General features: G+C 45.6%; 12 protein-coding genes. 7 read left to right on the plus strand and 5 right to left on the minus strand.

Features of this window, described 5'->3' with window-relative positions:
• Positions 1 to 45: 45 nt before the first annotated feature.
• The 4 genes from NEPTK9_RS07570 to NEPTK9_RS07585 all read left to right on the plus strand — a co-directional run bounded on the left by NEPTK9_RS07570 (position 46) and on the right by NEPTK9_RS07585 (position 2723).
• Positions 46 to 417, plus strand: coding sequence for a hypothetical protein (locus NEPTK9_RS07570; protein ID WP_194848230.1), 372 nt, complete (start codon positions 46 to 48; stop codon positions 415 to 417).
• A 237-nt stretch (positions 418 to 654) separates the two neighbouring features.
• Positions 655 to 1338, plus strand: a complete 684-nt coding sequence (locus tag NEPTK9_RS07575; protein ID WP_194848231.1) for a hypothetical protein — start codon at positions 655 to 657, stop codon at positions 1336 to 1338.
• Between the two features lie 93 nt (positions 1339 to 1431).
• Positions 1432 to 1806, plus strand: coding sequence for a hypothetical protein (locus tag NEPTK9_RS07580; protein ID WP_194848232.1), 375 nt, complete (start codon positions 1432 to 1434; stop codon positions 1804 to 1806).
• Positions 1800 to 2723, plus strand: coding sequence for a pepsin/retropepsin-like aspartic protease family protein (locus NEPTK9_RS07585; protein WP_194848233.1), 924 nt, complete (start codon positions 1800 to 1802; stop codon positions 2721 to 2723). Before NEPTK9_RS07580 ends, NEPTK9_RS07585 begins: the two co-directional genes overlap by 7 nt.
• Here the strand turns inward: NEPTK9_RS07585 and glgC are convergent.
• The 4 genes from glgC to lpdA all read right to left on the minus strand — a co-directional run bounded on the left by glgC (position 2713) and on the right by lpdA (position 8085).
• Entirely contained in the window at positions 2713 to 4002 is a 1290-nt protein-coding gene (glgC, locus tag NEPTK9_RS07590; RefSeq protein ID WP_194848234.1) for a glucose-1-phosphate adenylyltransferase, read from the minus strand. The two genes, NEPTK9_RS07585 and glgC, sit on opposite strands and share 11 nt — an antisense overlap.
• An 853-nt stretch (positions 4003 to 4855) precedes the next feature.
• Positions 4856 to 5743: a HEAT repeat domain-containing protein gene (locus NEPTK9_RS07595; RefSeq protein WP_194848235.1), complete on the minus strand. Its 888-nt coding sequence runs from the start codon at positions 5741 to 5743 to the stop codon at positions 4856 to 4858.
• Positions 5736 to 6722, minus strand: a complete 987-nt coding sequence (lipA, locus tag NEPTK9_RS07600; RefSeq protein WP_194848236.1) for a lipoyl synthase — start codon at positions 6720 to 6722, stop codon at positions 5736 to 5738. The genes NEPTK9_RS07595 and lipA overlap by 8 nt, the downstream gene beginning before the upstream one ends.
• Entirely contained in the window at positions 6682 to 8085 is a 1404-nt protein-coding gene (gene lpdA / locus NEPTK9_RS07605; RefSeq protein ID WP_194848237.1) for a dihydrolipoyl dehydrogenase, read from the minus strand. The genes lipA and lpdA overlap by 41 nt, the downstream gene beginning before the upstream one ends.
• 115 nt (positions 8086 to 8200) lie before the next feature.
• Here lpdA and NEPTK9_RS07610 point away from each other — a divergent pair, with 115 nt between their 5' ends.
• The 3 genes from NEPTK9_RS07610 to NEPTK9_RS07620 all read left to right on the plus strand — a co-directional run bounded on the left by NEPTK9_RS07610 (position 8201) and on the right by NEPTK9_RS07620 (position 10850).
• Positions 8201 to 8770: a zinc ribbon domain-containing protein gene (locus tag NEPTK9_RS07610; protein WP_194848238.1), complete on the plus strand. Its 570-nt coding sequence runs from the start codon at positions 8201 to 8203 to the stop codon at positions 8768 to 8770.
• Positions 8771 to 9261: 491 nt separating this feature from the next.
• Positions 9262 to 9357 (plus strand): SEC-C metal-binding domain-containing protein, encoded by a 96-nt coding sequence (locus NEPTK9_RS10035; RefSeq protein ID WP_420887673.1) that lies wholly within the window; start codon positions 9262 to 9264, stop codon positions 9355 to 9357.
• On the plus strand, positions 9354 to 10850 hold the full coding sequence (locus NEPTK9_RS07620) for a DUF1186 domain-containing protein (protein ID WP_194848240.1): 1497 nt from the start codon (positions 9354 to 9356) through the stop codon (positions 10848 to 10850). The genes NEPTK9_RS10035 and NEPTK9_RS07620 overlap by 4 nt, the downstream gene beginning before the upstream one ends.
• Here the strand turns inward: NEPTK9_RS07620 and secA are convergent.
• On the minus strand, positions 10847 to 13711 hold the full coding sequence (gene secA, locus NEPTK9_RS07625) for a preprotein translocase subunit SecA (RefSeq protein WP_194848241.1): 2865 nt from the start codon (positions 13709 to 13711) through the stop codon (positions 10847 to 10849). The genes NEPTK9_RS07620 and secA overlap by 4 nt on opposite strands.
• Positions 13712 to 13939 lie beyond the last annotated feature (228 nt).

Raw genomic sequence — 13939 nt, forward strand, 5'->3', positions numbered from 1 at the left:
CGCGGGACCTCAACGCAGCACAAAATATTTTGGCCCTCGGACTAGATGGCCTGGGAACAATCCCTAGAAGCCCTCGCCTTTAGGCGAGGGAGTAGTCACGAGAAAGAAGAAAGCTGGAATGGACGTTCTGTGCAGCATCTAGGCTCAGAAGCAGGTGTTGGGATTGTTCCGACTGCGGCAAGTGGGACTAGCGAAAGCGATGATAACTCGGATGACAGCAGTTCAGATAAAGGTGTGAGTGGCTCTGTGTCAGCAGGAGGAGGAGTGAATAGAGATGGGTCCGCCCGTGCCGATGTAGGAGTTGAGATTAAGAATGAAAGTGGAACTATTTCAGGATCTATACGCGGGGGAGTTGATCGAGATAGAGATGGGCATGTTAATGGTGGAGTAAGAGGAGACATTAAGTTTGATTTTTAGCAGATGATAAAACTTAGAAAATGGGGTGTTGCGCTTATTTTAATAAGCGCAACATCTACCCTTGTTTGGAAGGGTTTTTTTTATAAAGAAAAGCTCTATTTCGAAACTTTGCCTGTAAAGCTCACCCAATCAAACCTTCCTTGCATAGATATGAAGATTGAGGGTGAAACTTACCCGATTATGGTTGATTTGGGGTCTCGCTTCGGAATATGCATACATGATGAAGCATTAGTAAGTTTGAATAAAAGGCGGCATGGAATTGAGGTTTCAAGAAATTTTCGAGGGACAAAGTTTAAGCGTCTTAAATATATCCTTCCGAAAGTAGAGGTTGGATCTTTAGTTTTTAAAAACCCACTAGTAACAGCTCTTTCTAAAAAACAAAGAGATGCCTCTATTATCTACCTTAAAAAAGGGGTGGAAAAATCACCTCCTCAAAATATGGGAGATGTTGGAAGAAAATTTCTAAAGAATGTCAACCTCCTTTTCGACATTAAGAAATCTGTCATTATTGCAACGAATGATAGGGATAGGCTTGCTAAAGAAGGGTACGAAATGGAGTCCTTTGTCAAGATCCCCTTCAAGCAAATTTATAAGGGAATCATTTTAAAGATTAAAACAGACCTTGGTGAACTGAAGCTTGGATTGGATACAGGGACTACCTGGACCCTTCTTCGCGATTCCCTACATCCTAAGAATAAGGAAAAACAGGTTGGTTACCATGGCTTACCTGTCATGACTACTAATAAGTATATGATTAGTGGAACGGATTTTGGCCCTCAAAATCTAGCGTTTATTGAAATAACAGATAAGTTGCGTGATATTGACGGGTTTTTAGGCATGGATTTCATACAAAACCACGTCATCTACGTCGACTTTTCGAAAAAGATCCTCTATATTGAGCCGCCTAATCAAGGGGGATAGAATGCAAGAAGCGTAATTTTGTGCTTGCGTTCCAAAAGGATGGTAAGTTAAAATTTTTCATGTTTGTTTAACCCTTAACAAAGGAGTTTCGTCATGGAAATTGAAGGCCTTAGTGAAGAATATGCCGAGTATGTTAATTATGAAGAATCTAGCTGGAATGGACATAGTGTTCAGCCGTTAGGTTCAGAAGCTGGTGTTGGGATCGTTCCGACTGCGGCAAGTGGTACCAGCGAAAGTGATGATAGCTCGAATGATCATGATGCGGATAGTGATAGTTCTGGTAGCTGGAGCCGTGATGCATCGGTGAATATAGGAGTTGGTACGGATGGGAGCGCAAGGATAGACGTTGGGGTTGGAGCTACCAATGAAAGTGGGACAGTTTCAGGATCTATACACGGAGAAGTAAGCCGAGATAGAGGTGGTCGTGTGGATGGAAGAGTTGAAGCAGGAGGGGTCATTCATTGGTAAAAACCAGAAAACGGCTTTTATGGTTCGGTGTTGCACTTATTTTATTGGGTGCAACATCAACCCTTTTGTGGAAGACTTTTTTTTATAAGGAAAAAGCTTATTTTGCTATTTTGCCTGTTAAAATTACTCGAGCGAATCTCCCTTGTGTCGATGTTATGGTTGAAGGAAAAACTTATCCTGTTGTTATTGACCTTGGTTCTCGCTTTGGGTTGTACGTTAATACCGGAGTTTTAAAAAACTTCAATAAGAAGCGTTGCGGAATTGAAAAATGGAGAAACCTTCGAGGAAAAGGCTTTAAATATCCCAAATATACGCTCTCAAAATTAGAAATGGGATCTTTAATTTTTCAAAAACCTGTGGTGGTGAGCACTCCAGAAAAAGAGGGGAGTGTTTGTGTGATTTGGCAGGGAGAAAATGAAGAAAAACTGCCCTCTGAAAACATCGGGCATATAGGAAGAGAGCTCTTAAAGAATGTGAATTTGCTTTTTGATATCAAACGTTCGGTTACCATTGCGACCAATGACTGGGATGTTTTAAAAAGTGAAGGGTATGAGATGGACTCTTTTATTAAAGTTCCTTTTAGTTTAAAACGTAACGGCATGATTGTAAGAGTGGAAACAGATCTTGGTCAGTTGAAGCTTATATTAGATACAGGATCGACGTTGACACTTCTTAAGGATTCCATGCTTCCCAAAGATAAGGAGGTAAGCATTGGGTATCACGGCCTTTCAAGCATGAATTCTGGTAGGTTTGTGGTAGGAGGGGTGGATTTTGGATCTCAAGAGCTGACGTTTCTTAAAATGACAGATAAGTTGCGCGATATTGATGGTCTGCTGGGCATGGACTTTATACAAAACCACGTCATCTACGTCGACTTTTCGAAAAAGATCCTCTATATTCAGCCACCTAAAGAGTAAAATTATCAGGAAGGGTAGTCCCACTGGTGACGATGATGATCCCATCGCGGATGTAAATCCCTTCACCATCATAGGTATCGAGATTCTCGGCATTGGTTAGCTTTACATTGTTTCCAATCGTGACATTTTGGTCGATGATTGCCCGTTTAATGAGGCAGTTTTCACCAATGGCGTAGTCGCGAGTTCCATCTTTGACGTCGGTATAGGTGTGGTTTCCGAGGAGAATCGCATCTTCGATCACCGTTCCTTGTTTGACGACGGAACGGACTCCAATAATGCTGTGGGTAACTGACTTGGCTTCGAGAACAGCTCCATCACAGACCACCGAATCCTTAACGATGGTTTGGGTAAGGCGGGCTCCTGGAAGGTGGTGGTTATGAGCATAGATCGGAAGGACTTCGTTATAGAGATCAAGGCCTAAGCTGTTAGTGGTCAGGGACAGGTTTGCTTCGAAGTAGGAGGAGATCGTTCCGATGTCTTCCCAGTACCCTTGGTGGAGGAAGGCGGCTGCCTTTCCTTTTTTAAGTTGGGTGGGGATGAGGTGTTTCCCAAAGTCTTCTCGAGAATCTTCTTGGAGAAGGGAGACGAGTACCTCTTTTTTAAAGACATAGATTCCCATTGAGGCGAGGAAATAGGGAGGATTGCAGCAGTGGATGTCGTTGCAGGTCACAAACTCATCGGAAAGCTCAAACTTTTCTAAGATCGCAGGATCTTTCGGCTTCTCGTGGAAGTCAACAATATTAGAATCGTCATCGATGTTAAGAAGGCCCAGGCGAGGAGCTTGGGTTTTTCCAACAGGAAGGGCAGCGATGGTCAGGTCGGCATCTTTCTCATAAGCAAATTGGACCATGGCTTCGAGATCCATGTTGTAAAGCTGGTCTCCTGAGAGGACGAGGAAGTAGTCGATGGGAAGGCTGGTCAGGGCATCGAGGTTTTTTCTAACCGCGTCGGCGGTTCCTTCATACCAGGTTTTTCCAGAAGGGCGCTCTTCCGGACAAAGAAGGGAAAGGCTTCCTCCCTGGAAGTGGTCAAGAGGATAGGTTTCCTTAATATGTTCATTGAGCCCAGAGGAAAAGTACTGGGAGATGACAAAGATGTGATTCATATTGGAGTTGAGGGAGTTAGAGATGGGAACGTCGATCAGGCGGTACCGCCCCCCAAAGTTTACAGCGGGTTTACAACGGTGCTGCGTCAATGGGAAGAGACGGGTTCCCTGTCCTCCTGCTAAGATAATGCAGGCAACGCGGTCGGTAAGCTGAAATCTTTTTGATGGTGTCAAGTGGCAATCCCCCTTAACTTTCCTATAACCCCAGAGTGCTACTAATGTCAAATGAAGGAATTTTTGGCATGGTTCAAAATAGGGTAACAATTTTGGTCTTATGAAAGATGCGTCGGGGGCAAGCCCCCTGCTGCCCCCTTGAGCTTCAAAATGGCTCTGCAAAATCACCCCTCCTCGGGGGGCCGTGCAAAGCACTGTCCACCCCTCGTGCGGGGCGATTTTGCAGAGCCATTTTGAAGCCGCGGACAGCTCACCGCATGGCTTTTCTTCGCCTTCGGCTCCGAAGCCATGTCAGTTCGCTGGAAAGGTTCTTTCCTAGAAAACCTTGCACATCTTTCACCAAGGAACAAGCCTCTTTTTTTCCAGGTTTTTAGCCACTTACCATATTCGCTTTGCTCGACTTTCAGCTTAACAAAAAAAATCCACTGAACCGACACAGCTTCGGAGCCGAAGGCGAAGAAAAGCGACGTCGTGAAGTGTCCACATTTCGTGAAGTGTTACCTCAGCATGCTGTATTTTGAACCATGCCGAATTTTCGATTTTTCATCAGGTTTATGGGGGCAGAATGACCACATACTCCAATAGAGTAGGGGTCATTTTACCCCTCTGAACCTGGAGGAAAAGAAAAATTCAAGCAATTGACAGTAGTAACCTCAGTTTCGGGTTTATTTCACTCAGCCTCAGGGGATTTTAGCTTTCTTTTCTCCTTTGTGATCTTGGAAAGGGTAATTTAGACCCTTACCTTCGATCCAAAAGAAGAAAATTTAAGCAAAACTCCCTCTGGAGCTAAGCAAACTAAACCCGAAACTGAGGTTAGTAGCACTCTGGGGTGTAAGGAATTAGGGGGAACGGATCAAGGAGATTTTTTCCAATTTTTGATGACGATCAACATCTCATCAAGAAGAGTTTTTGAAGGCCCTTTCTTTTTTGCGATGGCAATAAAGCGCTCTCTTTCAGCTTCTTCTGTAAGGTCGGTGCAGGCAAAGATCAGATAGGTCGCAAAAAGGGGCTTTTTAAGAGTCTTCTCGTTTTCAAGGACTTCAAGCGCTCCTTTTCCGATCTCTTCATCCTCTGTAAAGCCAGTCAGAGCAATGGCTGCATACTCATTATCTTTGGAGAAGGGTTCTTGCTTGAGCCTTTGAATCAGAAAGGCTTTCGCTTTCTCCCCAAAAGAGGCTAGGGCATGGATCACTTCTTCGTCTGTAAAGAAATTATCTTGACCGAGAGCTTCGAAAAGGGGAGGAATCGCCCGCTCATCTCTAATTTTTGCCAGGCACCTTGCGGCGAAAATGGGGCTCCTTCCGTATCCTGGATAGAGAGGGTCATAAAAGGTGGAAGATGTGAGGAGATCGATCAGGGCGGGAACCATTGATTTTCCTTGGGTAACAATGGCGGCGATCTCCTTTTCGGGGACCTCTTCTTCGGAGAGGATGAGATCACTTAAGAGGAGGCTTTCCTTGGGAGTCTTTTCTTCAGCATAGACCTCCCGAAGGTCTTGATAGAGCTTTTGGGCCTTTTCGATCCCTTCCTTAGCTTCTTCGGGGAGGTAAACTTCGGAGAGGTTTTCTCCTCCCTGATGCTCAAGTTCTTTCAGCTTTTTGATCTCTTCGATCTCAAAGTCGGGCATCACCCCTACCCCTTCATGCTCATAGTACTCGAGCATTACATCAAAGCTGCTCCCAAAGTGGGCATCACGATGCATGAGGATTTCCATGTCGATGGTGTCGATCAGGTTATTCATCGGCGGCCTCACTAAATGCGCGCTCTTTAAGAAGAGAGGCGTTGTAGCTGGAACGGACAAAGGGTCCGCTGTACATATACTTGACGCCGATACTTTCCCCGTAGGTTTCGTAGGACTTAAATTGCTCAGGGGTCACAAAGGATTTGACGAGGAGCTTGTTTTTATTGGGTTGGAGATATTGTCCGATCGTAATGATGCTACACCCCACCTCATGAAGATCATCGATTGTCTCCTTCACCTCATCATCGGTTTCGCCCAGACCAACCATGATCCCCGACTTGACAAAGGGAACTTTTCCTGAGGTTTTCACCTGGCGGAGCAATTCAAGGGTCCGCTCATAGGTCGCTTTATGACGGACACGGGGAGAGAGGCGGCGGACCGTTTCAATGTTGTGGTTAAAGATTTCTGGTTTGGCATCGAGGACGATGTAAAGCGGCTTTACATCTCCAGAGAAATCGGAGGTGAGGACTTCAACGGTCGCTTCGGGGTTTTCTTCTCGAATGGCATGGATGATGTTGGCAATGTGGGTCGCTCCTTGGTCGGGAAGGTCATCGCGGGCAACCATGGTGATGACAACATGTTTTAAGCCGAGTCCTTTTACCGATGTTGCAATCTTTTTCGGCTCCTCTTCGTCGGGGGGCATTGGCGCTTTTGAAAAGTCGATATCACAAAAACCGCAGGCGCGGGTACACTTTTTTCCTAAAGCGAGGAAGGTAGCGGTTTTATTCGAGTAGCATTCAAGACGGTTGGGACATTTGGCCTCTTCGCAGACGGTGGGAAGACCTCCCAAGATGGAGTGGGTTTCGAAAAGCTCTTTCCCGCGGGGGAGTTTTCGGTGTAGCCAGGAGGGAAAGCGCCCCTTTACTTTTCCCGATTCGGGATTGTCAGGAAGGCGGCTTAGTTTTTTGGGGCGATTGTTAAAAAGCTCCTGTGTCAAGCTACTTTTTCCTCTTCGGTGGAAAATGGATCGGCGTCTCATTTGCTAGAAGAGAAGCCTCGAGCCATGCCTCCGGAATGGTCGGGTGAGCATGAATCGTATCTGTAACACACTCTAATGTGAGCTCGTTGTTAATCGCAAGGGCCATCTCAGCAATCATTGCAGAAGCTTCATGGCCGATCACTTGGGCTCCATAAATTTCCCCTGTCTGTTTGTCAGAAATGACCTGAGCAAACCCTTCGGTTTCATTGGTGGCAACCGATTTTCCCAGCGCTTGAAAGGGGAACGTTCCGATATTGATATTGAGTCCTTTTTCCTGCGCCTCTTCGGCTGTCAATCCAACCATCGCAATTTCGGGGTGAGTAAAGATCACCGCAGGAATTGCATTGTAATGGAGGTGAGCCTCCTGTCCACATGCATTAGCAGCAGCGACAATTCCCTGGTGAGAGGCAACGTGAGCAAGCATTGCGATCGCAGTGATGTCTCCAATCGCATAAATACCGGGAACATCGGTTTCCATCTTTTCGTTCACTTCGATTGCTCCCTTAGGACCCGGTTTTAGCCCTGCCTTATCAAGACCAAGCCCTTCAGAGTTCAGCCGTCTTCCAACAGAGACAACTGCCTTATCCACACTGACCGAATCGCCCCCTTTAAAGTGGACAACAAGCCCCTTTTCTGTCTTATCGATCTTTTCAACGGCGGTATTTGTTTTGATGTCGATACCCCGTTTTGTGAAGGCGGAGGTCAGGGCCTCTGAAATCGTTTTTCCTTGCGCTTGAACAATGGAAGGAAGTGCTTCGATGATTGTGACCTTGACACCAAACTCTGCAAATAAAGAGGCAAACTCACACCCAATATAGCCGCCGCCAATGATCGCCATCGACTGGGGAAGTTCGGTCAACTCTAGAGCAGAGGTGGAGTTTAAAATCCGCTCATGATCACAAGGGAAAGCAGGAATATCGATGGGCTGCGACCCTGTAGCGATGATGATTTTATCGGCCTGAATAAGGGCGTTATCTTTTCCTTTGACTTTGAGCTCTTTTGGAGATTCAAACTTTGCAAAGCCCTCAAAAATCGTAATCCCATTCGACTTTAAAAGGCCGCCTAAACTTTGCCGGATTCCGCTTACAACTTTGTCTTTCCGCGTCTTCATTTTTCCATAGTCGAAAGAGACTTTTTCGACGTTGATTCCAAAGTCTTCGGCATGTTTGATCTTGTTAAAAATCGCTGCGTTCGAAAGGAGTGCTTTTGAAGGGATACATCCAACGTTTAAGCAGGTCCCCCCCAGGTTTTCTTTTTCGATTAGGGCAACTTTTTTCCCCATTTGCGCGCCCTTAATGGCAGCGACGTAACCTCCAGGTCCTGCACCAATCACAGCAAGGTCAAATTTTTGCTTTTCAGCCATTCCAATCTCCTAACTTTATTCTCTAGATTGTAACACTGTTCTCCGAAAAAGTAAATCTTGAAAAGAGCAGTCTTTTCTACTATATTAAAAGTAAGCTAGGAAAGAGGTTTTTTTGATGAAACAGGTAGACCGGACAAAAGTTTGTTGGAATTGTGAAGCAGATGTGAGTTATGAGGCTACTTATTGCCCCTTTTGCGGAACCGATTTGTTGACCTCTTCCATTGAAACATCCAAGCAAGCTCCTAAAAAAGATGCAAAATTTTCCGATCAAACACTGCAGGAGAGTTTGGCATCGCTTTACAAGCCTCCCTACTCAGCGCGCGACCGACATGGCTTTGGTGTTCCCGACGAGCGGGAAGAGGCCCCCTTTAAAGAAGCTGCGCCTGAAAAGGAAGATCCTCTCTTTAAGCCTTATGACCAGATGGAGTTTGAAGAAGCTCCTCCCATCCAAAATGAAGAGGTTGAAGAAGAAGTTGTTTCCCGAAGAGGGACGATCCTTCCTCTCCTATTTCTTATGATTGGCGCCCATCTTTTCATGCTGGGAGCACTTCTTCTATTCTGCTCCAAAGATGGGGTGGTCACTCTCGAATGGAGTAGCCGCCTTTGGTTCGTCTATTGCCTAATTGGCTTTCCCCTTATTTACTTTGGGAGAAGGCTTCTCAAAGACGATCAAAATTCTGCTTGACTTTGCATTGTTTAGCAAGTTACAATCGACTAAAAATTAATCGGTCTTAAGCGATGTCTTTTCTTTCTTTTGGTCGTGTTTTTCCCGAAATTGCGAGTCGAGAAACGAGGTGTATCACTACCTCTGAAGAGGGTCCTGTTCCTCCTGATACCTATTACTTTCTTGATCTTTATTGTATTGACACGGAGTGTGACTGCCGAAAGGCTCATTTCGCGGTCGTAACGGAAAATTGGGAAAAGGAATATGCCCATATTCAGTTTGGCTGGGAGGAGAAGGCGTACTATGATAACCATTTTTCATTCGAGGATCACGATTTGCCTGGACCTAGTATTCCTCCTTTCACTTTCTTTCCCCATGGGGAGTATTTTGTGGAACTATTTAGGGTATTTTGTGCTAACGATCCCGATTATGTTGAGCGGTTAAAAAGGCACTGCGCTCTGATGAAGCAGGCATCCAAAGAGCAAAACCTTTTTGAGAAAATGGTTTTGGATATGGAAGAGGACTCCATAGGGAGAAATGATCCCTGCATTTGTGGGAGTGGAAAAAAGTATAAGAAGTGTTGCAAGGGTAAGGTTGGGTTGAAATGAAGGTCAGCAAAGTCGATATCGATAGAATTCTTTCGGGGGAACATACAGAATTTACGGCGGATGAAAAGAAAAATCTTCTGGAAAATAGGGAGGAGATCATCGAGTCGCTCGATGCTTTTCTTTTCCAGGAGGTTTCCGATCTTGTAGAAGAGGGGGAGTGTTCAGACCCCACGGCTCTTTACTGGGGCTTTAGGTTGGGGGTTTTTGTTCAGGCGCCATTTATGTTTGATAGGCTTCTTGAGCTTTGTTATGCCTCTACCGAAGCGATTGACGAGGCGATGGGGTGGCTCTTTTCAACTGGAGAGCTTCCCTACCTATTCGCTTATGCAGCCTCTGGTAACTGGGAAGAGATTAAGCCCTTGATTGAAGATGCAGAGCTTGATGAATATGTAAGGGCGGCTTGCTTGGATTCGATTATGTTCATGGTGGGGTTGGGAAAGGTGAGCCGCTTAGAGGTGATTCCTTATGCCAAGGAGCTTATAAAGGGGGTTTTGGAGGATGAGGACGATAGGACAGGTTTTTTTGCCGTTGCTCTTGTCAATATTTGTGAAAAGCTCTGTGCCGAGGAGTGCACTGAAGGGGTTCGGGAACTTTTTGGGTGTTTTTTAATCGATCCAACGCAGACTTCCATTGAGTACTTTCTTGAAGCTCTTGAGCAAGGAAAAGAATCTTGCATAAAAGAGTTGCAAGAAACGGTCAAACGCTACCAAATTTTAAATAACCTTAAATCGGATGAACCGAGCGAAAAGAAGTCCGATGAGACTCCTAGTCCCCCGAAAAGGGAGATGAGTAAAAAACCAGCAGCTATGGGGAGAAACGATCCCTGCCTCTGCGGGAGTGGAAAAAAATATAAAAAGTGTTGTCTAAAGCACTCTACCCCTTTCATCCCTCGTACCGACTTTGATATCTCTTTTGAACCTTTGGAGACTTGTGAAGCTTTCAATACCCTTCCTGAAAAAGAAAGGGATATTGTTAATAGCTTTCTTTTAAAGGTTAAGGCTGATCCAAAGGGTACTATTGAAGATATTCTCCATTACTTAGAAAAATATCCGAATGTTCCAAGACTGTACAACTTTCTCTTCAGTGCTTATCGTTTGTTGGATCAACCGAGGAAAGCAGCGCAGGTTCTTAAAAAAACGGTCGAACTTTTTCCCAATTATCTGTTTGGTTTGGTGGAGTATTCTCTCTATTTTTTAAGGAGGGGAGAGCTAGACCAGGCTCATGTGGCTTTAAACCATGCGATGACCCTTACCGATCTTTATCCTGATAGGAAGGTATTTCATTCTACTGAAGTGGAAGCTTTTTTTTATGCCTTAGCCCAACTCTTTATAAAGAAAGAGGAGTTTAATCATGTAAAGGGCTATTTGGATCTTTTGAAGAAGATTAACTCTGAGAGCAATCTTGCAAAAGATGTTGAAATGAAAATGGATGGGGCTTTGAGCATGCATACTATAGCAGAATCTTTTAAGGAGCTGGGCAAAAATAACTCTTAAATGTAGAGCCCCGAGCGGTGTTTGCGATTTTTTGTCTGCTTTGGGGGCATCATCTCAAAGCGGAAAAGAGCATGTCCAATCTGAAGCTTTAAATCACTTGTAAAAGTATCAAAAAGGGCAAAAGCCTCATGCTTAAACTCGAGTAGAGGATCTTTTTGTCCGACCACCCGCATGTTCACCTCGGTGCGGAGATGATCGATCGATAGAAGGTGATCTTGCCACAGCTTATCGATGTTCTTAAGAAGAAGACTGCGAATCACTTCGGATAAGACAGGGGTAGGATCAACCTCTTTGCCTGCCTCTTTTTGAATGGCTGCAATGGTGTTTGCTTCGTGGTCCATCTTTGCTTTAAAGGCAGCAGTGATTTGCTTTGCCGCTTTTTGCGCAAGCTCTTCAGAAGTATCATAGTCATTATCGAAGGCTCCATCATCAAAGGTAACGGGGAAGTGGGTCATCAGCCACTCGGCATAACCCTGAGGATCCCAATGGTCTGTCCGCGAAACGAAAAATTGTCCTGCTATTTCGGAGCAAATCTCCTCAAGGACCTCTTCGGCAAGCTCAAGGGAAGATTCTTCGCCTAGGATATCATTGCGGAAGGCATAAACCTCTTTCCGCTGCTTGTTCATCACATCGTCATATTGGAGGGTATGCTTTCGGATTGAGTAGTTCCGCTGCTCCACCCGCTTTTGAGCCGTTTCGATCGAGCGGTTCAAGACCTTTGCAGAGATCGGCTCTCCTTCAGGAGGGCGGAACCTTTGTAAGAAAGCGGTCAGTTTGGGGGAGGTAAAAAGACGCATCAATTGATCTTCAAAGGAGACATAAAACTTCGATGTTCCAGGATCTCCCTGACGGCCACACCGTCCACGAAGCTGTCTATCAATCCGACGAGATTGGTGACGGGTCGTTCCAATGACGTGGAGTCCACCTACCTCAGCAACCCCTTCGCCAAGCTTAATGTCAGTTCCCCGTCCCGCCATGTTAGTGGCGACGGTGATCGCTCCTCTTTGTCCCGCTTGGGCGATAATTTCTGCCTCTTTAGCATGATTTTTTGCGTTGAGGATCGTGTGTTTAAGCTTATTCTGTTTGAGGATGCGAGCAAGCTTTTCAGAAACCTCTACCGATTCCGTTCCGATCAAGATGGGACGTTCCTTTTCTTGTACTTCGGCGATGTCTTTAATAATCGCGTTATATTTTTCCCGCTCCGACATGTAAATTTCATCATCGGCATCTTTTCGTTGACACTTTTTATGGGTGGGGATTTCTAAGACATCGATTTTGTAGATCTCTTTAAGCTCATTCGCCTCAGTCATTGCCGTTCCGGTCATTCCAGCAAGTTTGTCATACATCCGGAAGTAGTTTTGGAGGGTAATCGTCGCGTAGGTCTGCGTCTCCTGCTGGATGGGCACCCCTTCCTTTGCCTCAATCGACTGATGGAGACCATCGGAAAAGCGACGTCCTGGCTGCGGGCGTCCCGTGTTTTCATCGATGATGACGATCTTCCGATCTTGGACGATGTAGTCGACATCTTTTTCCATGAGAAGGTGAGCGCGGAACAGTTGCCGCAAGTTATGCGAACGTTCTTTGCGCTTACTATCTTCTTCACGAAGGGCAATCTTTGCCTGCATCTTTTCTTGGTCTGAAAGGGCGGGGTTTTCATCGATCTTTGCATACTCGTGCCCCAGGTCGAGCATCAAAAAGTCATCTTCTGCTTGCTTGTTTCCCTCTGCCCAAGCACCGATTCCCTTGTCTGTTAGCTCATACTCGTTCGCCCGTTCATCGATAATGATATAAAGCTGAGCAAGCATCTCATGTCGTTCATCTTTATTCGGCTCGGCATGGAAATAGGTTTCCCACTTCTCCATTTTTGCACGGAGACTCGGGTTTTCTTTGAGTCTTTTAAGAACTTTGCTCTGTGGTGTTCCTTTGCCGACAAGCCAGAGTTTGCGGAAAGCCTCTTCCTCCTCCTTCGCCTCCTCTTTAGAAAGCTTTTTTTCCTCTTCCCCTTCTTTCAGTCGGCCGAGTTTGTCGAGTGTTTTTCGTGCATCGGTCGCAAGCTTATTACAGTGGTCGTTTTGCAAGCGGACAACGCGAGAGACCGATCCTTTGAGCTCATCGTACATCTGTCGGGACTGCGCCGAAGGTCCCGAGATGATTAAAGGGGTCCGCGCTTCATCGATCAGGATCGAGTCCACTTCATCGATGATCGAAAAATAATAACCCCGTTGACACTGCTCCTCTTTAGCATGGGCCATCGAATTATCGCGCAAGTAGTCAAACCCAAACTCTGAAGCCGTTCCATAAACAATGTCTGCTTTGTAAATCTCTTTCCGCTCGTGAGGAGGGATCTGGTTGATGAGCGCTTTAACAGTCATTCCAAGCCAACGGAAAATGCCACCGATCCATTCGCAGTCACGGTTTGCAAGATAGTCGTTTACAGTAACGAGGTGAACAGGCCGCTCTCTTAGCGCATTTAAAAAGAGGGGAAGGGATGCGGTGAGGGTTTTTCCCTCTCCCGTTTGCATCTCAGCGATCGATCCATAGTGCATCGCAATCGCGCCAATTAGCTGCACATCATAGGGGATCATGTCCCATTTTTGGTCATATCCCGAAACATGAATCTCGGTTCCCATCATCCTGCGGCAGACATTCTTGACGAGGGCATACGCTTCGGGAAGGAGGCTTTCGAGAGTCTCACCCTCTTTCAGTCGGTTCTTAAACTCAGCGACCTTTCCTTTAACCTGCTCATCAGAAAGAGATTGGTACCCCTCTTCAATCCGATTAATTTGTTTAACGATTTTTTGATAACGCTTCACCTGTCGGCTCTGCGCAGTTCCAAAGATTTTTTTGATCAAGCCAAACATATTTACCCAAGTAGTTAAGAAACTCAGTATAGCGTAAAACTCATTTTATACCCAAACAAGTTCAAGAACTGGCTGTGGCAAATTCCCAGTTCTTGAACTTGTTTGGGTATACGTGCTAATCTTATGACCGTCAACTACTCCTCCCTAAAGGAAGGAGCTTGTAGCTAGCGCAGTTGCTGCTACCATAGGCACGTTGACAGGTGCCCTTGCTGAGACAACAGACTCAGC

It is taken from the genome of Candidatus Neptunochlamydia vexilliferae, assembly GCF_015356785.1.
Classification (GTDB): Bacteria; Chlamydiota; Chlamydiia; order Chlamydiales; family Simkaniaceae; genus Neptunichlamydia; species Neptunichlamydia vexilliferae.